Genomic DNA, 19160 nt, shown 5'->3' with positions numbered 1-19160 from the left:
CCTCACCCTGCGGGATCGTCATCGTGACGTCTTCCCAGATCCGCGCAGAACCGAAGGATTTAGTCAGTCCTTCTACCTCGATGGCGACACCCATGGCAGATCCTTCCATCGTTCCGTTGTTGGCCTGGAACGCAATCGCCCCCGGCTTAGGATCCGCGCATAATAGTGCTGCAGCGACGGGATACCGGTCAGCGTGAAGCCAACTTCCGTGGCGTGCCGTTCGGCCGCGGATGCTGTTGGCAGTCGGTCGATTGATACAGCAGGCGTTCGCTCTCGTCGAAATTTTCTACCCTAGATTAGAAGCAGTCGCCACGGAGCGCAAGCGGGTCTCACCGATAGCAGAGACTCACACCACTGCGCTTTGCTTCAACAGCCAGCGGCACTTGCTCCATACCCGTGCCGACAACATGGCACCGGTAGCAGCATGATTGGCGCAGGTCATGGCCAGTCATGCCAGAAGGACCGGCTTCGCCGACCCGCCGGCCAGCCCCAAAACCTCGGTGAATCCGTCGCGTAGGCACGACGCGTAGAGTGCAGGGTCGGTCACGGCTGCGGCGTCCAGATTCGCTCCGATACAGCACACGCCCCGATACGTGTGCAAGCTGATCATCGCCGCGCATCCAGGCAGCGGCGCAAAGGGATAGATGCGTTCGATCCGCGCTCCAGCCAAGTAGAGATCTTCCTTGACGCCCGGGACGTTGCTGGCTTGCAGATCGTTTCCCGCCGTTGTGGCACCAGCAAGCCGGACCAGAACAGACGCGGGGAGTCGCGCCATCAACGGTGCGACAAGTTCGGCACTCTTCAGCGCCGGTTCGCTGCGGGCCTTACGCACAAGGTCGCCAATCTCTTTGATCCTGACTGCCGGGTCGGGCACGCCGACCGGGGCCGCCAGCCGAGCCGGTGCGAAATGATTACCACCGGCTCGATCATCGTCACGGCGGACCGACACCGGTATCGACACCGGCATCATCACATCCGGACTCAATGGAGCCCCCAGCTTCTCGTGGTAGAGCCGGAAACTGGCGAGCAGCGCCGCCAGGAATGCGTCGTTGAGCGACCCACCGGCCGACTTCGCCGCACTACGGAGATCAGCGAAGTCCACATCCAACCCGACGAACCGCCAGGATGCTCCGCGCCGGGAAAGCAGGGGCAGCCCTGGCACACTCGGGGGCGACAGCACGCGTTGCGCCGAATCGAGATACCGAAGGGCGCCGCGGGCCCATCCGACCGGGCCAGGAAGGGCTTTGAGGGTGGTGGTCGCGCCGACGCGCATCAGGGTCGACACCTCACCAAGGTCGTGGCGAAGTTGCCGCGAGAGGTGCTCTATGGCACGGCGTTCGGTACAGCGAACCACGGCAGGTTGAGGTTTGTCGGGCTGGTGGGCACGCTGTCGAGAGTGGATCTGCGACAGCAATTGGGTCAGCCCCACACCATCGCTGAGAACGTGGTGCAGCTTCAGCAGATATGCCGCCTTACCGCCCGGGAGGCCCTCGACCAACAGAGCCTCCCAAGGCGGACGCGCGCGATCGAACGGTGTCATCGCATACTGCCCGGCCGCGGTGAGCAGCTCCGGCCACCCGCCGTCGCCGCCCAAGCGCACTCGTCGCAGGTGATAGTGCAGATCTAGATATTGGTCCCTTGCCCACATCGGCGCTCCCAGGAGGCCCAGCGGTTCAATCACCCGATCCCGAAATCGCGGCACCATCCGGCTGGCCCATTCATGTGCGGCCAGCAGCCGATTCCAGTCGGGCTCGGTGTCGAGCAATTCCATCGCCATCACCGTCGACCGCATCATCGGGTCGACGTCCGCGCGCCACATGACCGTCTCCAACGGGGTCAGCTCGCCGGAGGTACCCCAACCCAGGGGGCCCGCGTCTTCGGCCCTCATCGCCTGCACGCACCTCCATCCGGGGACCGGCCGATTTCTAATTGATATTAACTTGCGTTGCGCACGGCCCCAGGCCCGGCCTGTGCCCACCGATCGCTGCACCGGAGCATGCGGTTGTGCGTTCGACGCCGCGAACCGCCGCAACTGGCGCCGCCGACGTACGCTACTATAATTTTTATCTTGCATTAAAAACATTGAGAGGTGGTCCGGTGAGCTTCCATTTGAACGAGGAAGAGGCGCTGCTGGTCGACACGGTGCGGGCTTTCATCGACCGTGATGTGAAGCCTGCGGTTCGCGAGGTTGAGCACGCCAACCAATACCCGGAACAGTGGATTGACCAGATGAAACGAATCGGCATCTACGGCCTGGCGATCCCCGAGGAATACGGCGGCTCACCGGTGTCGATGCCGTGCTACGTGGACGTCACCCAGGAGTTGGCCCGGGGCTGGATGAGCCTAGCCGGCGCGATGGGCGGCCATACCGTCGTGGCCAAACTCCTCACCTTGTTCGGCACCGAGGAGCAGAAACAGAAGTACCTGCCTGCCATGGCGACCGGGCAGATGCGCGCAACGATGGCGCTGACCGAGCCCGGTGGAGGGTCAGATCTGCAGAACATGAGCACGACAGCGCTGCCGGACGGCCCCAACGCGTCTGAGCTCGTAATCAACGGGTCCAAGACGTGGATCAGCAATGCCCGCCGATCCGGCCTGATCGCGCTGCTGTGCAAGACCGACCCGGCAGCGACGCCGAAGCATAAGGGCATTTCCATAGTGCTGTGCGAACATGGCCAGGGCCTGATGGTGTCGCGAGACCTACCCAAGCTCGGGTATAAGGGTGTGGAAACCTGCGAACTGTCGTTCGATGACTGCCGAGTACCCACATCGGCCGTGCTCGGCGCCGAACCGGGCAAGGGATTCGCGCAGATGATGAAAGGCCTTGAAACCGGCCGTATCCAAGTGGCCTCCCGAGCGCTCGGGGTGGCGACCGCGGCACTGGAGGACGCACTCAATTACGCCCAGGAGCGGGAAAGCTTCGGCAAGCCCATCTGGAAGCACCAGTCGGTGGCCAATTACCTGGCTGACATGGCCACCAAGCTCACCGCCGCCCGCCAGCTCACCCGCTACGCCGCCGAACGCTACGACAGCGGCGAGCGTGCCGATATGGAGGCTGGAATGGCCAAGCTGTTCGCCTCGGAGGTGGCGATGGAGATTGCGTTGGACGCTGTTCGCATCCATGGCGGTTACGGCTACTCCACTGAGTTCGATGTCGAACGCTACTTCCGCGACGCCCCTCTCATGATCGTCGGGGAGGGCACCAACGAGATCCAGCGCAATGTCATCGCCGGGCAGCTCGTCGCCCGCGGCGGTATCTGAGAGACCAGCACCGCTTGCCGGCCTCAGTCGACGCGGCCGAAGAGTTCGCCGATCAGCTGGCGACGCTGCGACCAGCTGGCCCCGCGGAGGTCGGCATGCCCGGCCTCGGTCACGATCAGATCGACGTCGTGTGCGGGGGTCGAGGCCGGTCGGCTCAGCTGCGCCACCAGCGGTGAACGCCCATTGAAGCAGGACGGAACCGCGATGATTGACAGCCCGCCCCGGCTCATTCGCCCGGCCACACAGAAGTCGGGATGACCGCCGATGCCGCCCACAACCCGGTCGCCCACTCCCTCAACGTTGATCTGACCGGCCGGGTCGATCTCGATCGCGGTGTTGACGGCGACGAATGGCTCGCCGCGGGACAGCCGAATCAGATCGTGGGTGTAGTCGATGCCGCGCAGAATACGCCGGCCCTCTGCCCACTCGTAGAGCACCTCACTGCCGATCAAATAGGTCGCGGCCGGCTCACCAACCAGCAGGCCACGTTGATCCAGTTCCACCACCGCGTCGGTCAGCAGCCCGGTGTCAATGCGCAGCGGCACCTGCACCTGACGTAACAATGCGGTACCAAGTTGGCCGGGCCCATACTGCAGCCGTGCTCCCGCCGGGACGAAGTGCAGTACACGCTCGGCCAACGCGTTGTGTACCGGTGCGGGCTCTTTCGGCCGCAGCGCAATTGGACCGTCATCGGTCCGCCCCACCACGCGCACCCGTCCCGGATCCAATGGCGCCTCGGCACTGGCCGCGGGCGCGACGGTGTCAATGAATGCGAGTACGGGCACACCGGCGTCGATGACCTCTCGCTGCCAGGACACCTCTGTGCCGAAATACAGCAGCCCGTCCCGCTCCACCAACCGGGTGATCAATACGCTTGGACGTAGTGGACCAGCGAGCAGGCCCGGGATGCTTGCCAGACTGGTGGGCACGAACCGCGCCTTCGGGCTCCGCAACACATCACGCATCCCCCAGCCAGGCATGAGTGCGACAATGTCGGCGAAGGCAGCGGTGTCGAGACCTTCGAGCGCACCGGGCAGCCACCCGAGAATCAGCCCGATCGATCCGACGTCCGCCGCGACCCTGCTGATCGCCGAACATATCGGGAGCCCGTCGTCAAGACAGCGCACGGCGCCGACACCGTCGCCAAGGGCCACTGTCATCCCACGCTGGAGGAACGACCGTAGGATCGACACAAGGTCGTGCTCAGGTGCGACGAGAAGCTGCGATGACGGTAAGCGATCCATTGAAGTCAGCGGTCGGCGGCAGCCAGCATCTCGCTAATTCCGACGAACTTCACCCGCGGTCGTGATACCTCGGCACCCCTGTTACGTTCGGCGCCATCGATAGCGAGCCAGCCCTGCCAGTCGACGGGTTGGACACCGCGGTCGGCGAGCAGTTCACCGACCGCGGACCGGTGCCTCACATCGCGGGTCAGCATGCCCGCGTCGAAGTCCTCCCACAGCCGGGCTACGGTCTCTTGGGCGCAGCTCCGGTTGGTTCCGATGACCCCCGACGGGCCGCGCTTAATCCAGCCCGTCACGTACACCCCGGACACAGGTTGGCCATTACTGTCTATAACCCGCCCATCGTCGTTGGGCACCACGCCCTTGCCGTCATCGAAAGGCAGGCCGTCAATGGCCGAACCCTTGTAACCGATGGAACGCAAGATCAGGGATGTCTCGATCAGTTCAGCACCGTCATCGATATCGGCGGAAACTACGGTGTCGCTGCGGCCAACGCTGTTGGTGACCACCCTCACGCCCATGACCCGCCCGTCGCCGACGACCTCGACCGGTGAGGTCATGAACCGAAACACGATGCGCTTACGCTCTGGAGACGTTTCCTTCCTTGAGAATTCACACGCCAACTCGACTTTGAGTGCGGTTTCGATGTCGTCATCGCTCTTGACAGTCAGGTCGTCGCTGTCGATGACCACGTCGACTTCGGGCAAGTGACCCAATGCCAGAAACTCACCAACTGAATATGCCGCGTCGCGGGGTGTGCGCCGGCCTAGGATCACGACTTCGCGAACGTTGCTTTGGGATAACACCGCTAGCGCGTGGTCAGCGATGTCGGTCTTCGCTAGTTCGTCGGGAGACATCAGCAGAACGCGCGCCACATCGAGAGCGACATTGCCATTGCCGACGATCACCGCACGCTCGGCAGACAGGTCGAATACGTCGTCGGCGTGATCCGGATGGCCGTTGTACCAAGCGACGAAGTCCGCGGCGGCGTGGTTGCCCGGCAACTGTTCACCCGCGATCCCGAGATCGCGGCTCTTTGACGTCCCCACCGCATAGATTACCGCGTGATAGTGCGCCAGTAGCTCGTCATGCGTAACGTCACGGCCGACCTCTACGTTGAAGTGGCAGCCGAATTGCGTGTTGGCGAACGCAGTGCCGAAGACGTCGACCACCGCCTTGGTGTTCTGGTGGTCCGGCGCTACTCCTGCCCTGATCAATCCGAACGGCGTCGGTAGCCGCTCGAACAGGTCGGCCTCTACCCCGCCGATCCGACTCAACTCGCCCGCCGCGTAGCAGGCCGCCGGACCCGCGCCGACGATCGCCACCCGCAACGAGCCTGGTTCGATCGCGGGATGGTCGGGACAGGCAGGCGGGATATCCATCTCCAACGGATGCTGTTCAAAGTAACGCGCATTGATATCGCGGAAGCGCTCCAACTCTGGCGGCAGTTCGTCTTCGTAATAGATCGAGTCGACTGGGCACGCCTCAGCGCACGCGCCACAGTCGATGCACGCCACCGGATCGATGTAGAGCATTTCGGTGTCGGTGAACTCGCCGGTACCGCCGGCTGGGCGTATGCAGTCCACCGGACAGACCGACACGCAACTGGTGTCCTTGCAGCAGTTTTGCGTAATTACGTAAGCCATGGCAATCCTTCCGCAACGTGGTTGCGCGTCATGGCGCCTCGATCTGTTCGAGTACGACTGCCGTCAGCCGCCGAGGCGTTAATGAACCGTCGATCGTCGGTCCAGGTGCCCGCGTAAGGTCCACCGACCCCTTGGTCCGTCGGGTGCGGAGCTGTCATAGCGATGATTTTAACATTGATTAAATTCGAGGTCCAGCGACTTGCCGCAAAGCCGCATCGACACCAACCGATGAAGATCGCCGGCCGGGCGGACGGCCCACGCTATTGCCCATCTCTTTAGCCTAAATTAAAATCCGTTCATCCGACAGCGCAGCGGACGCCATGACGTTTTGCATCAGCGGCCACTGTCACGCGCAACCGCGTGACGACGTCTAGCCCACACTTTCAAAGGAGCGCGGATGCGCCATCTTGATAGTTTGGACACTCAGTTCATCGTCGCCGAGGACGGGCGTAACCACACCCACATCGTTGCCGCGTCGGTGTACGACCCGTCGACTGCGCCCGGTGGGACAATGACCGTCGAGGATGTCCGGGCACTCGTCGCGGAGCGACTGCACCTGCTGCCGGTGTTCCGCTGGCGACTGGTGCCGATCCCCTTCGGCATCGACTACCCGTACTGGGCCCAGAACGTCGAGTTTGACCCGGACTTTCATATCCGCGAGGCGGCCATACCACCGCCCGGTAACATCCGCCAATTCGCGGACCTGGTGGCGCGCATCGCGTCGCTACCGCTCGACCGATCACGGCCACTGTGGGAGTTGCATGTGGTCCAGGGACTGGAGGACGGCCGGGTCGGGCTGATTACCAAGATGCACCACGCCGCCGTAGACGGCATCGCCGGCACCGAGGTCATGACCGTCCTGCTTGACCATTCCTCCGAGCCCGCGCGGCAACCGGTGTCGGCCGACCCAGTTGAACCCGGGACCGTGCCGAGCGAGTGGCGGATGTTCATGCGCGGCTTGGCCGGTGTGCCCCTGCAGCCGATGCGGCTGCTGCGCTCGCTGCCGCGCGGACTGCGCCACCTCGATGACGCCCCGATGATGCGCACGATCCCCGGGGTGCGATCACTGGCGGGGCTGAGCCGCACACTATTTCCGCCTCGACGTGACGGTGGTCTGCTCGAGCGTCCCCAGGTCCGTGCGCCGCGCATCGTCACCAACGGACGCATTTCGCCGCATCGCCGGGTGGCGTTTGGCTCGCTGTCGCTCGATGTCGTGAAGGCCATCAAGAACGCGCTGGGCCTCACGGTCAACGACGTGGTGGTGGCGGTGTGCTCAGGCGGGCTGCGGACTTGGCTGAAGGACCGGGGCGAACTCCCCGACGAGTCGCTGGTCGCACTGGTCCCGGTGTCGGTGCGGACCCCCGAGGAGCAGGGCACTTTCGGCAACCGCATATCCATGATGTGTACGCAGATCGCCACCGACGAGCCCGACCCGCGGACCCGCGCGCTGGGTGTCCACGAGAATCTGCGGTCAGCCAAAGAACGCCACCAAGCGTTGCCAGCCACGCTGATGCAGGACGCGAACAACTTTCTGCCGCCGGCGCTGTTCGCCCGCGCCGCGCGCGCCACCAGTGTCCTGCTGACCCAACCGCGAATCGAGCCGCCCGCCAACCTGCTCATCTCCAACGTGCCGGGATCGCCGACGCCACTGTACTGCGCCGGCGCCCGTCAAGTGGCGACCTATCCCGCGTCGGCCATCTTCGACGGCGTGGCGCTCAACATCACCGTGCTCAGCTATCAGCACAACATCGACGTCGGTATCGTCGTCGACCGTGATCAGGTCGATGACCCGTGGGAGTTGCTGGACGCCATCCAGGGAGCGCTCGACGAACTGGCGCGCGCCGCGGGGGTGGCGGGTCAGTGAAGCGACCGCTGCTCGCCCTGGCAACGGCGTTGCTCGGCGCATTGACGACGCTCAACGCCTACCGGCCACTGTCAAACAAGGGCTATCCGTCGGTCGCGGCGGTCGCGCTCGGCGTGATCGCATCCGAACTGCCGCTTCAGACGCTGGCTACGCAAGTGGGCGCGCTGGCCACTCAGACCCGGCGGTTGTCACCGCGTATGCGGCTGGTTGCCTGGCTGGTCTCGATCGCCTCGGCCGTCGGGCTGGTGGGCCTTCATCGGTGCGGCCACCGTTCGCAGGCTCCGTTGTCTGCCGCGCTGGACCGTGGCCTCGGTAGTGACCGTCGCACCGACTCGGTAGGACTGTGGGATCGGCCGGCGCCGCACGGCGCAACGGCGAAAGCCCCGGGGATTGTCCGGATGCTACGCATCTACCGCGACTACGCCCACGATTCGGACATCAGCTACGGGCCGTACGGCCGGGCCAACCATCTGGACATCTGGCGTCGCACCGATCTGCGTCGCGACGGCCGCGCGCCGGTGCTTGTGCAGGTACCGGGCGGCGCATGGGTGATGGGAAACAAACGCGGACAAGCGCATCCGTTGATGAGCCACCTGGCCGAAATGGGCTGGATCTGCGTGTCCATTAATTACCGGCTCGGTCCGCGCAACACCTGGCCGGACCACATCGTCGATGTGAAGCAAGCGATCGCCTGGGTCAAGGCACACATCGCCGAATACTGCGGAGACCCCGATTTCATTGCCGTCACCGGCGGCTCGGCGGGCGGGCACCTATCCTCATTGGCGGCGCTGACGCCGAACGATCCACTGTTTCAGCCGGGATTCGAGGATGCGGACACCCGCGTGCAGGCGGCCATCCCGTTCTACGGTGTCTACGACCTGACCGGAGTGCACGCGAGGAACCATCCGAACTTGGTGCCGCTGTTGGAGAAGTCCGTCATCAAGCAGACGCTCGCCGATGATCCGGCGACATACCGGGCCGCATCGCCACTCAACTACGTCCGCGCAGACGCACCGCCGTTCTTCGTCTTGCACGGGCGCAACGACACGTTCCTCCCAGTCGAGCAGGCGCGTGCGTTTGTCGCCAGGTTGCGTGCGGTCAGCATGCAGCCTGTGGCATACGCCGAGTTGCCCTTCGCCCAGCACGCTTTTGACATCCTCGGGTCCACCCGCGCCGCGCACGCCGCAGTAGCCGTCGAACAGTTCCTCGCCGAGGTCTCTGCGAATACGCCTGTGCCACTGCGCGGCAATGAGTGAATGTCCTACCCAGCGCCGGCGCTGCCGGCGGAAAGGTTGGCTGTTGCAGCGACCACTTGCACAGCCAATGCCACGGGATGGGCAATTCATCGCCGGAGGCGTAGCTTCCGGTCACCTCAACGCTGGTTGTCGGTCATGCCGCTGCGCTACTCACCGCACCTCGTCGCTCCGGTTGACGACGGAAAGCATCTCGGTAACGTCGACGAATTTCGCGCGGGGCCGGGAGAATTCGCTGCCGCGCTTGCGTTCGGCGGTGTCGATGGCGCGCCAGCCCTGCCAATCGACAGGCACTGCGCCGCGCTCGGCGAGCAGGCCGGCTAAAGAGTCCCGATTAGCCACCGCGCGGCTCAGCGACCCGGCGTCGAAGTCCTCCCACAGTTTGGCCACCGTCTGTTCGGCGCAGCTGCGATTCGTTCCGATCACCCCGCGCGGGCCGCGTTTGATCCAGCCGGTGACATAGACGCCAGGGACGGGTTGGCCGTTCTCGTCAACGACACGCCCATTCTCGTTCTGCACCACACCTTTGGCGGCATCGAAAGGTACGCCGTCGATCGGCGAGCCGTGGTAGCCGATCGAGCGCAGGATCAGCCGGGTGTCGATGACCTCGGTATCACCGTTGGGATGAGTGACACGAAGCCCTTCGACATGGTCGTCGCCGACCACCTCGGCGGGCGAGGTCAAGAACCGGAAGGAGATTCGTTTATTCCCCGGCTGCGGGGCGCGTTGAGCGAACTGCCGTGCGATCTCCAGCTTCATCACCGTCTCGACGTCGTCGTCGGACTTCGGATCCAGGTCTTCGCTGTCGATGATGACATCGACATCCCGCAGGTGAGCCAGCGCCAGGAACTCACCGAACGAGAACGCCGCCTCCCTCGGCCCGCGGCGGGCCACGATCACGACTTCACGAACCGTACTGTCCGACAGGTGATCCAACGCATGCTGGGCGATGTCGGTTTTCGCCAGCTCCTCGCGGTCCATCAACAACACCCGGGCCACGTCCAACGCCACATTGCCGTTGCCGACGATCACGGCTCGTTCGGCGGATAAGTCGAAGGCATGGTGGACGTGGGCGGGGTGACCGTTGTACCAGCCGACGAAGTCGGCTGCGGCGTGGCTGCCGGGAAGCTCCTCACCCGGGACGCCGAGAGCACGACTCTTGGACGCCCCCACCGCGTAGATCACAGCGTGATGATGTGCCAGGAGATCCTCGTGCGTGATGTCCCGGCCGACCTCGACGTTGAGGTGACAGCTCAACCCATGGCTGGTGAAAGCCGGGTCGAAGATGTTGACCACCGACTTGGTGTGCTGATGATCCGGCGCTACTCCCGCCCGCACCAGCCCGAACGGTGTCGGGAGACGTTCAAACAGATCCACCTCGACCCCACCGACGCGGCTCAATTCGCTGGCGGCGTAGCAGGCCGCCGGCCCCGCACCGACGATGGCCACCCGCAGCGAGCCTGACTCCACCGCCGGGTGGGCCTCACTGGACGGGCGGGCGTCGGCGACCAACGGATTGCGCTCAAAATAGCTCGCATTGATCTCGCGGAACCGTTCCAATTCCGGCGGCAGATCCCCCTCATAGTAGATCGCGTCGACCGGGCACTCCACCTCGCACGCGCCGCAATCAATGCAGGTCTCCGGATCGATATAGAGCATTTCGGTGTCGGTGAACCCCCCCGCACCGCTCGCCGGGCGGATACAGTCCACCGGGCACACCGCAACGCAACTTTCGTCCTTGCAGCAGTTTTGGGTGATGACGTACGTCACTGTGTCTTAGTCCTCGATGGACAGCGCCCCGGTCGGGCAGTTGCTCACAGCCTCCTCGACTGCAGTCCGCTCTTGTTCTGACGGCTGCGGATCGACCGCGTGCGAAAGACCATCATCACCGACCTCGAATACGGCCGGTGCGGCGACTTCGCACAATCCGATCCCCCGGCATTTGGCGGTGTCGACTCGTACCTTCATCAGAACAGCCTCCGCATAATGTTCAGTGCCCGCTGGGTATAGGGGGGGTATAGCAGCTTCGGGTCAGGTTTGGCGGTCTTGGCCAAGACCGCGCGCCGGTGGCTGAGTGTCTCGAAGCCCCACCTGCCGTGATAGGCACCCATACCGCTGGCGCCGACGCCGCCAAACGGCAGTGACGGAACGAGGCAGTGCATGGCGACGTGGTTGATTACCGCGCCACCGGAGGGGATGCGGTTGACCAGATCGCGGCCGCGCGGGCCCGAGGAGGTAAAAACATAAAGCGCCAACGGCTTGGGCCGGCTGTTGACGAACTGCACCGCATGATTCACGGATTCGACAGTCACGATCGGAAGGAGCGGACCGAAGAGCTCATCGGCCATCACCGGATCGGTTGGTGGCGGGTCGACGATCACCGTGGGTTCAATCCGCAGCGTGACGGTGTCCGACCGGCCGCCGGTGACCACCCTGCCGTCGGTAGCGTTGATCAGCGACACCAGCCGGTCGAACTGGCGCTGGTTGACGATCGGCAACTTCGGATCCGCTTCACCCGACCGGAAATCGCGGAGGTTGGCGACAATCTTGCCAACCAACGCGTCAACGATCCGGTGGTCGGCCAGCACATAGTCCGGCGCGATGCAGGTCTGCCCGGAGTTCAGCAACTTTACCCAGGCAATACGCCGGGCGGCGACATCGATGTCCGCGTCGGCGGCGACAATCACCGGGCTCTTGCCGCCCAGCTCCAACGTGACCGGGGTCAGCGTCGGCGCTGCCGCGGCCATGATCTTCTTTCCGATCTCTGTGCCGCCGGTGAACAGCGCATGATCGAACCCAGCCGCCAGCAAGTCTTGTGTAACGGCAGCATCGCCTTCCACGACCCGCACAGCGTGTGGATCGACATATTGTGGCAATAGCCGCGCCAACAGCGCCGACGTTGCGGGTGCCAGCTCGGACGGTTTGACCACCGCACAATTACCAGCCGCGACAGCAGCCACCAGCGGCGCCAGGCTCAAATAGAGGGGATAGTTCCACGGGCCGATGACCAACACCACGCCCAGCGGGTCGTACTGCACCCATGCGCGCCCCGGCAGTTGCGCCAGCGGCAACGACTGTCGCTGTCCGCGCATCCACTTCCTTACGTGCTTGCGCGCATACACGGCTTCGGCCTTGGTCGAAGCGACATCACCGAGCCACGCCTCTGCCGGTGAACGGCCAAGATCTTCGGCCAGCGCCGCGGCGATCTCCGGCTCCCGTTCGTCGACGAACCGCTCGATACCGCGCAACTGCGTCAGCCGCCAGTCCAACGGCCGGGTGCGACCGGTAGCGAAAACCCGCCGCATTTCGGCGAGCACATGGTCGCTATCGGCTGTCTGCAGTGGATGAATGGTCACGGACTCTCCCAGGGTTCCTAATCTTGTCGTGTGGCGAGCCACCGCAACCGGCTTCGCCGAGTTCGCGACCGTCACTAAATTTCGGGGGGCGGCACCACGCCGCTGGCCACCGCGCCGGAGATACCGCCATCGACGGCCAGTGCCTGGCCGTTCACCCAGCCCGCGGCATCGGAGGCCAAGAACAGCACGGCGCCGGCAATATCGTCCGGGCTGGCGTGGCGCCCCAGCAGGTTCTTCAGCCCGTCCAGCGTGTCTTTGCCCATCGATTCTTCGAAATCGACCAGGATCGGCGTCTCGACCGGGCCGGGCAGCACGGCATTGATGCGAAATCCCATCTCGGCCATCGCCAAGCCCATCGACAGCGTGTAAACGGTGGAGACCTCTTTGGAGAAGTTGTAGGCGTTACCCTCTTGCGGGTTGGCTTTGAACCACTCCGCCCCCTCCTCGAAGGTGTCGGTCGCCAACAGCTCGCGGATCGCCTCAAGCCGCTCCGGCCAGCCGAAACCGGCCGTGGAGGACACGATGGTCACCGAGCCTCCCGGCTTGAGCCGCTCAAAGAACGACTCGGTGAGGTGACGCACCGCCAGACTGTTGACCGCCAACACCAGATCGGCCGGCGCCGTGCCGGGAATCCCGGCGATGTTCATCAGTCCGTCGAACTCGCCGTCGAGTTGCTCGAGTGCAGCGTCGATACTGCGCGGGTTAGCCAGGTCAACCTCGATGTGTCGCGTCACCTTTGCCGTCGGCGAGTTACGGTCCAGGGAGAAGACCTCGGCGCCGGCGGCCAACAACCGCTCGGCCACCGCATGACCAATCCCCGACGCGGCCCCGGTGACGACGTAACGCTTCCCAGAATTGTCGGCCATGGCTCTCCTAGTCGAGGGTGTAGGGCAGGGACTTCACCGCGGTGATGAAGTTCCCGGTCAGGTAATTCGGTTCACCGAGCCGTAGGTTCGGCGCCCGGAAGATCAGTTCCCGGAACATCGACTCCAGCTGCATCTTCGCCATGAAGGTTCCCATGCAGTAGTGCGGGCCACCGCCGCCGAACCCGACGTGCGCGTTCGGCTTACGCCGAATATCGAAGGTGTTCGGATTGTCGAACACCCGCTCGTCGCGGTTGGCCGAGGAATAAACCATCGTCACCCAGTCGCCCTTGCGGATGTGCTGACCACGCAACTCGGTGTCCTGGGTGGCAGTACGACGGAACGTCATCACCGGGGTGGTCCAGCGTACGAACTCATCGATAGCGACTTGAATGTGCCCGTCGAAATCCTGCTCCAGCAATGCTTTCTGCTCGGGGAACTGCTGCAGCGCCAGCGAGGTGAACGTGGTCGTGGTGCGCGTGGTGTCATTGCCCGCGACCGACAGGAGCACAAAGTACGGGCCGAGCTCGTCATCGGTGAGCCGCCGTCCGTCGACTTCGGCTTGCACCAGCGACGTCATCAGGTCATCCTGCGGATCCTCCCGGCGCCGCTCGGCCAGACCGATGCCGATGTTGAGCAGCCCGACCAGGGAGTCCGTGAGCACTTCGGAGGGTTCACGGCCTGCGGCCACATCGGGGTCGGCCCAGGCCACCATGCCCTCCGCCAAGTGCGACGCTTCGTCGCGCTCATCTTCGGGTAGGCCGAGCATGTCGTAGATGGTCCACATCGGCAGGCGCTTCGACACCTGTTCGACAAAGTCGCCCTCTTTGGTCTTGAGCAGATCATCGATGATCGTCTTGGCCTGATGCTTGATCTGGTCTTTGATCTTGGTGACCTGCCGCGGCGTGAACACCGAGCTCACGAGCTTGCGCAGGCTCGCGTGCTTGGCGCCATCCATACCCAGGAACGACTGGGTGGCGTCAAGCATCTCTTCGGGAACCGCCTCGAATGTGATCCCCTGCCCGGAACAGAAAAGGTCGGGGTTCTTGCTGACATAGCAGACGTCCTCGTGGCGGGTCACCAACCAGACACCGTCGATCTCGGGCTCCATCATGGAGCCCTCCATCGGGCGGTGCCAGCTGACGGGGCGCTCATCGCGCAGGATCTTGAACGCCTTCTCGCGATCGTCGAAGCTTTGCGCCCAGAATTCCTCCAACGAGACGTTGACCGGGTCGTAGGGTGGCCGGGTCGGGAGCGGAGCTTCAATCGTCATTGGTATGCCTCCACATAGCGGTTGATCAATATCCGTTTGGCGAGTTTTCCAGTGGCCAGCCGCGGCAGTTCGTCGACGAAGTCAACCGACCGTGGCGCCTTGTAGTGCGCTATGCGATCACGGACGTAGCCGATGATCTCGTCGGCCAACTCATCGGACCCGGCAACACCGTCTCGAAGTTGGACGACGGCCTTGACCTGCTCGCCCATCTCGGCGTCCGGCACCCCGATGATGGCGACGTCGGCAATCTTCGGATGCAGCGCGAGAAGGTTCTCGATCTCCTGCGGGTAGATGTTCACCCCGCCGGAGATGATCATGAAGGCCTTGCGGTCGGTGAGGAACAGGTAGCCGTCCTCATCAACATAGCCAACATCGCCAACGGTGGTCCACGTGTCGTGCTCAGGGTGCCGGGACGACGCCGTCTTGTCCGGGTCGTTGTGGTATTCGAAGGGCACGATGTCACGCTCGAAGTAGACCGTGCCCACCTCGCCGGTCGGCTGCTCGACACCCTCGTCATCGCAGATGTGCAGCACGCCGAGCGCGGCCTTGCCGACCGAGCCGCGCTTAGCCTGCCATTCCCCGGTGGTGATGATGGTCGTCCCGTGTTGCTCAGTCGCCCCGTAATACTCGACCAGAATTGGCCCCCACCAGCGAATCATCGCATCCTTGACGTCGGGCGGGCACGGTGCCGCCGCATGAACCGCCAACCGCAACGAGGACACGTCGTACTTGGCCCGAACATCCTCGGGCAATTGCAGCATCCGCACGAACATGGTGGGCACCACTTGGGTGATCGTGACGCGGTAACGCTCGATGGCCGCGAGCATTTGTTCGGCGTCGAACCGCTCCATCACCACAACCGTTGCACCCAGCGCCTGGGCCGTAGCGCTCCACTTCAGTGGGGCGGTGTGATAGATCGGTGCCGGCGACAGATACACATCGTCGGGGCTGATCTTGAAGGCTCCCTCGAGTAGCGCCGTGAGCGGGTCCCCCGGTTCATCGACCTGGATGGGCAACATCCGCGGCTTGATGCCCTTGGGCCGACCCGTGGTACCCGAGGAGTACAGCATCTCGGTGCCCCTGGGCTGATCGGCCAGTCGCGGACCCGCCCCATCGAGGAGCGCGGCGTACGACTCGTAGCCGTCGACGTGCCCACCGAAGGAATACCAATGCTTCACGTCGGGAACGAGTTTCACCACTTGTGACGCCAACTGCTCCACCCCGGCGGATGCGATCACCACCCGGGCGCCACTGTCGCGCACGATGTACGCCACCTCGTCCGGCGCCAGATGCCAGTTGACCGCTGTGATATAGAGTCCCGAGCGGATGGCCGACCAATAGATCTCAAACGCCTCGGCGGCGTTGTCTGAGACTATCGCGATGACATCACCTGGCCGAAGCCCGAGTCCGTGCAGCGCCGACGCCAACCGCGCCGAGTTGTCATCGAGTTCACCGTATGTCACAGTCCGGCCAGACCCGGCCATGATGACGGCAGGACGGTCCGGCGCGGACGCCGCGTGGGTACCCGGATACATCGTCGCTAGACAATCAGGTCGTCGCGGCCATCATTCTTGAGCCGGTCGATGTAGACCGGGTAGAGCTTCTTGCCCATCGGTGCCAGCTTGAGCAAGCTGGCCACGTTGCCCTCGACCTTGATCTTCTTCTTGGCCATCGCCAGCGGCAGATTCACTTTGCCCTGCCAGTAGGCGTTGCCCGTGTCTGCGGTCATCGACATGGTCGCCATCGGCTTCGGTTCGGCCGTGTCGCCCGGGCCGCTCTCCCGCACCGACTTGTTAGCCATATCGATCACCACGACGGCCTCCGGATCAGTGAAGTCGAAGGCGATCACCAGCCCGGTGTCTACCAGCTTCGGGCCGATCTCTGGATCCTCAAAGGCCGACTCAAAGATCCCGCCAATGTACTTGGCGACCTCCGCCGAATTCTTGAACCCCATCGCAGCTCTCCCTCTGGTCCCTGAATCTATTTTTAATTAGATTCTGTGCAGCTACTGCACACCACCGCCAGCGTGCTGTACGTCATCTGTGTGATGCGCGCACCCGACGGTACCACATGATGCGTGGCTCACACCGCGATCGTCTCAGCAGATAGGACGCGGTTGATGCCCCCACGATGGCGTCAATCCGAACGGAGACGGCGCCCTACGAAGCAACGGGAGGGCGTCACTGCACCACGACGCGCCTCACGAAAACACACCTTCAAAAATAGGATATTTACGGCCAGGTTTGGTAACCGGCCGGCTGGCCCGGAACTCCGGATCGGGTTGCGGGAGACGCTGCGGCGACTGCACGACATCGAAGTCGCCGACCCAATCGGGCCTCAGCCGTTGCCGCGGAATGACTCCAGACGAGCAGATCACCCCCCACTGACGGGTCGGCACGGATTCTGTGCGCGACGCCCTCTCGCCGATAGGGCGTCGAGTCTGTGGGCAATCAGTTTCGGAGCCGGGACCGCCCGCTGGGCACGGGTACCTTGTGGCCAGTCAACGCGACATGCGTACGGGTTTCATATTTGGAGAATATTTTCTATCCTAGATTCAAAGTCGTCAGCTGAAGGAGACTGCCCATGCCCGCACCTCGCCTGGCCTACCCCATCAACGAGTCGAACACTCCGCACGGTGCCGACGTGGTGGTGGTCGGCTCTGGACACAACGGCTTGGTGTCCGCCGCCTACCTCGCGCAGGCAGGCCTCGACGTGCTCGTGGTGGAAGCCTCGCCGACAGCGGGGGGAATGACGGCCACCAACCCGTTCCCTGGGGCGCCCGAGTACACCATGAATGAAGCATCGATCCAGGCCTCGCTGTTCCGTACCACCACGATCAACGAAGATCTGGGTCTGTCGCGCAGGTTCGGCCTCAGACAGACCGTCATCGACCCAGCGCACTTCCAGCTCGCGGCGGACGGCTCGTCGCTGGGCCTGTGGCGCGACCCGCGGAAGACAGCAGATGAGCTGAGCTACTTCTCCAAGAGGGACGCCGCAGCCCTGCTAGACCTCTACGAGGTGATCGACGCCGCCGTCGAGATCGGTTTGCCGTTGATGCAGACCAGCGTGACGCGCCCCGAACTGCCTGCGATCTTCAAGGCGATGAAGGCGGTGGCGAAGAACCGCAAGCAGCTGGTGAACATCGGCCGCTGGATGGCCAGTTCGCAGATGGAGGCCATTGAGGAGAGCTTCGAGCACGACATGATCCGTGCGCCGTTGCTGACCAGTCTTCCCTTCATGCCCTTCGACGCCGACTTGTCCGGGTGGTCGCTGATCTACCTGGGCGTACTGAGCAAGTATGGCGTCGCGATGTTCCACGGAGGCACCGGCTCGTTCCCCCGTGCGCTGATCGCCAGTATCGAGTCCAACGGCGGTCGTATCATCACCAGTGCACCGGTGGAGGAGATCGTTATCACCGGTGGGCGCGCGACTGGTGTGCGTCTGGCGAATGGCCGCGAGATTGTTGCGCGGCGCGGGGTACTCACCGCGTGCAGCCCGCGGACCACGCTGACCCGTCTGCTGCCGCGAGGCGTGCTGGAGCACAAAAAGCAGAATGCGGCGGATCACATTCCCACCCGCAAGCGCGGTATCGCGGATGCGAAGGTCAATGTGGCGCTGAGCGGCAGGGTTGATATGTCTAAGCACGAGAAGTGGCGCGGCGATGGTATCGATCTACGGTTGGCGTGCAACTGCTACCACACCTACGAGCAGGCCGCCGCGGCCGCGCGGTCCTGTGTCCGCGGCCAGGTGCCCGAGGCGATCCCTGGCCTTGCGCAGGTCACCAACGCGTTCGATCCGTCGATGTCGCCCGAGGGGAAAGACCTGTGGTGGTTCTGGACCGGGCTCACGCCTTCTTACCCGGAAGAGGGCTGGGACGTGGCTCGCAAGGAGATCACCGACAGCATCATCAAGGATGCTGAGATGTACTACAAGGGCGTCGAGTCGATACAGGTCGCCGTTCATCCGCTCGTGCTCCCCGATATCGAGGAGCGGTTCTGGGCGATCGATGGCAGCGTCTATCACGTCGACCCCACCATCACCCGGTTCGGGCCCAACAAACCGGTGGCCGGATTCGCGGGCTACAAGACACCCGTTCCCGGTCTCTATCTGACTGGCTCGGGCACCCATCCGGTGGCAGGCATCAGCGGCATGCCTGGGCAGAACGCCGCTCGCACGATGATCAAGGAGTTCGCCCTTGAGGACAAGGGCGGACGTCTTGGCGCGTTGAAGGCTAGGTTGGCCGGCGAGAAGCGGCGGGCCGCAAATCCCTACACCAGTGGGCAGAATGATCCGTTCCCCGCGGAGCTGCGGGGCTGAGCCGCAGTGTCCCGCTTTGGGACGCAAGCCAACCGCCGAAGCAGGCGCCCGCCGGCGGGGACTTTGTGTCAGGGGGTCTTGGG

14 protein-coding genes are annotated in these 19160 nt (G+C 63.9%); 4 read left to right on the top strand and 10 right to left on the bottom strand.

All coding sequences use genetic code 11. From position 1 onward, the window contains the following. Nucleotides 1-448 precede the first annotated feature (448 nt). On the bottom strand, nt 449-1831 hold the full coding sequence (locus ACAG26_RS19725) for a wax ester/triacylglycerol synthase domain-containing protein (RefSeq protein WP_370484753.1): 1383 nt from the start codon (nt 1829-1831) through the stop codon (nt 449-451). A gap of 266 nt (nt 1832-2097) precedes the next feature. Here ACAG26_RS19725 and ACAG26_RS19720 point away from each other — a divergent pair, with 266 nt between their 5' ends. Continuing rightward, complete coding sequence (locus tag ACAG26_RS19720; protein ID WP_370484752.1) at nt 2098-3261, top strand: acyl-CoA dehydrogenase family protein; 1164 nt, start codon at nt 2098-2100, stop codon at nt 3259-3261. Between the two features lie 23 nt (nt 3262-3284). Here ACAG26_RS19720 and ACAG26_RS19715 read toward each other — a convergent pair whose 3' ends face one another. After that, nucleotides 3285-4505: an acetyl-CoA hydrolase/transferase C-terminal domain-containing protein gene (locus tag ACAG26_RS19715; protein WP_370484751.1), complete on the bottom strand. Its 1221-nt coding sequence runs from the start codon at nt 4503-4505 to the stop codon at nt 3285-3287. Nucleotides 4506-4510: 5 nt separating this feature from the next. Continuing rightward, on the bottom strand, nt 4511-6151 hold the full coding sequence (locus tag ACAG26_RS19710; RefSeq protein WP_370484750.1) for an FAD-dependent oxidoreductase: 1641 nt from the start codon (nt 6149-6151) through the stop codon (nt 4511-4513). Nucleotides 6152-6548: 397 nt separating this feature from the next. On the opposite strand from ACAG26_RS19710, the gene ACAG26_RS19705 reads away from it, so the two are divergent. Next, nucleotides 6549-8015 carry a wax ester/triacylglycerol synthase family O-acyltransferase gene (locus ACAG26_RS19705; protein ID WP_370484749.1) on the top strand — a complete coding sequence of 489 codons (1467 nt, stop codon included), beginning with the start codon at nt 6549-6551 and terminating at the stop codon, nt 8013-8015. Then, on the top strand, nt 8012-9271 hold the full coding sequence (locus ACAG26_RS19700) for an alpha/beta hydrolase fold domain-containing protein (protein ID WP_370484748.1): 1260 nt from the start codon (nt 8012-8014) through the stop codon (nt 9269-9271). The genes ACAG26_RS19705 and ACAG26_RS19700 overlap by 4 nt, the downstream gene beginning before the upstream one ends. A gap of 150 nt (nt 9272-9421) precedes the next feature. Here the strand turns inward: ACAG26_RS19700 and ACAG26_RS19695 are convergent, their stop codons facing one another. The 7 genes from ACAG26_RS19695 to ACAG26_RS19665 all read right to left on the bottom strand — a co-directional run bounded on the left by ACAG26_RS19695 (nt 9422) and on the right by ACAG26_RS19665 (nt 16714). Next, nucleotides 9422-11038 carry an FAD-dependent oxidoreductase gene (locus ACAG26_RS19695; protein WP_370484747.1) on the bottom strand — a complete coding sequence of 539 codons (1617 nt, stop codon included), beginning with the start codon at nt 11036-11038 and terminating at the stop codon, nt 9422-9424. Between the two features lie 6 nt (nt 11039-11044). Then, nucleotides 11045-11236, bottom strand: a complete 192-nt coding sequence (locus tag ACAG26_RS19690) for a ferredoxin (protein WP_370484746.1) — start codon at nt 11234-11236, stop codon at nt 11045-11047. Further along, on the bottom strand, nt 11236-12573 hold the full coding sequence (locus ACAG26_RS19685; RefSeq protein WP_370484765.1) for an aldehyde dehydrogenase family protein: 1338 nt from the start codon (nt 12571-12573) through the stop codon (nt 11236-11238). The genes ACAG26_RS19690 and ACAG26_RS19685 overlap by 1 nt, the downstream gene beginning before the upstream one ends. A gap of 125 nt (nt 12574-12698) precedes the next feature. Beyond that, complete coding sequence (locus ACAG26_RS19680) at nt 12699-13490, bottom strand: coniferyl-alcohol dehydrogenase (RefSeq protein ID WP_370484745.1); 792 nt, start codon at nt 13488-13490, stop codon at nt 12699-12701. A 7-nt stretch (nt 13491-13497) separates the two neighbouring features. Beyond that, nucleotides 13498-14760, bottom strand: coding sequence for a cytochrome P450 (locus ACAG26_RS19675; RefSeq protein WP_370484744.1), 1263 nt, complete (start codon nt 14758-14760; stop codon nt 13498-13500). Then, a complete protein-coding gene (locus tag ACAG26_RS19670) occupies nt 14757-16295 on the bottom strand; it encodes an acyl-CoA synthetase (RefSeq protein ID WP_370484743.1) in 1539 nt (512 codons plus the stop codon). Before ACAG26_RS19670 ends, ACAG26_RS19675 begins: the two co-directional genes overlap by 4 nt. Before the next feature lie 5 nt (nt 16296-16300). Beyond that, nucleotides 16301-16714, bottom strand: coding sequence for an SCP2 sterol-binding domain-containing protein (locus ACAG26_RS19665; protein ID WP_370484742.1), 414 nt, complete (start codon nt 16712-16714; stop codon nt 16301-16303). A 629-nt stretch (nt 16715-17343) separates the two neighbouring features. Here ACAG26_RS19665 and ACAG26_RS19660 point away from each other — a divergent pair. Then, entirely contained in the window at nt 17344-19077 is a 1734-nt protein-coding gene (locus tag ACAG26_RS19660; protein WP_370484741.1) for a phytoene desaturase family protein, read from the top strand. The last annotated feature ends 83 nt before the right edge of the window (nt 19078-19160 follow it).

Source organism: Mycobacterium sp. pUA109 (assembly GCF_041287095.1).
Lineage (GTDB): Bacteria > Actinomycetota > Actinomycetes > Mycobacteriales > Mycobacteriaceae > Mycobacterium.
This window is presented reverse-complemented; position numbering and strand designations above follow the sequence as displayed.

What these genes read in the sequence shown, in the direction of transcription:
- ACAG26_RS19675 (WP_370484744.1), bottom strand. Translation starts at nt 14,760, where the DNA reads ATGACGATTGAAGCTCCGCTCCCGACCCGGCCACCCTACGACCCGGTC.
- ACAG26_RS19715 (WP_370484751.1), bottom strand. Translation starts at nt 4,505, where the DNA reads ATGGATCGCTTACCGTCATCGCAGCTTCTCGTCGCACCTGAGCACGAC.
- ACAG26_RS19680 (WP_370484745.1), bottom strand. Translation starts at nt 13,490, where the DNA reads ATGGCCGACAATTCTGGGAAGCGTTACGTCGTCACCGGGGCCGCGTCG.
- ACAG26_RS19660 (WP_370484741.1), top strand. Translation starts at nt 17,344, where the DNA reads ATGCCCGCACCTCGCCTGGCCTACCCCATCAACGAGTCGAACACTCCG.
- ACAG26_RS19690 (WP_370484746.1), bottom strand. Translation starts at nt 11,236, where the DNA reads ATGAAGGTACGAGTCGACACCGCCAAATGCCGGGGGATCGGATTGTGC.
- ACAG26_RS19710 (WP_370484750.1), bottom strand. Translation starts at nt 6,151, where the DNA reads ATGGCTTACGTAATTACGCAAAACTGCTGCAAGGACACCAGTTGCGTG.
- ACAG26_RS19665 (WP_370484742.1), bottom strand. Translation starts at nt 16,714, where the DNA reads ATGGGGTTCAAGAATTCGGCGGAGGTCGCCAAGTACATTGGCGGGATC.
- ACAG26_RS19670 (WP_370484743.1), bottom strand. Translation starts at nt 16,295, where the DNA reads ATGTATCCGGGTACCCACGCGGCGTCCGCGCCGGACCGTCCTGCCGTC.
- ACAG26_RS19705 (WP_370484749.1), top strand. Translation starts at nt 6,549, where the DNA reads ATGCGCCATCTTGATAGTTTGGACACTCAGTTCATCGTCGCCGAGGAC.
- ACAG26_RS19685 (WP_370484765.1), bottom strand. Translation starts at nt 12,573, where the DNA reads ATGCGGCGGGTTTTCGCTACCGGTCGCACCCGGCCGTTGGACTGGCGG.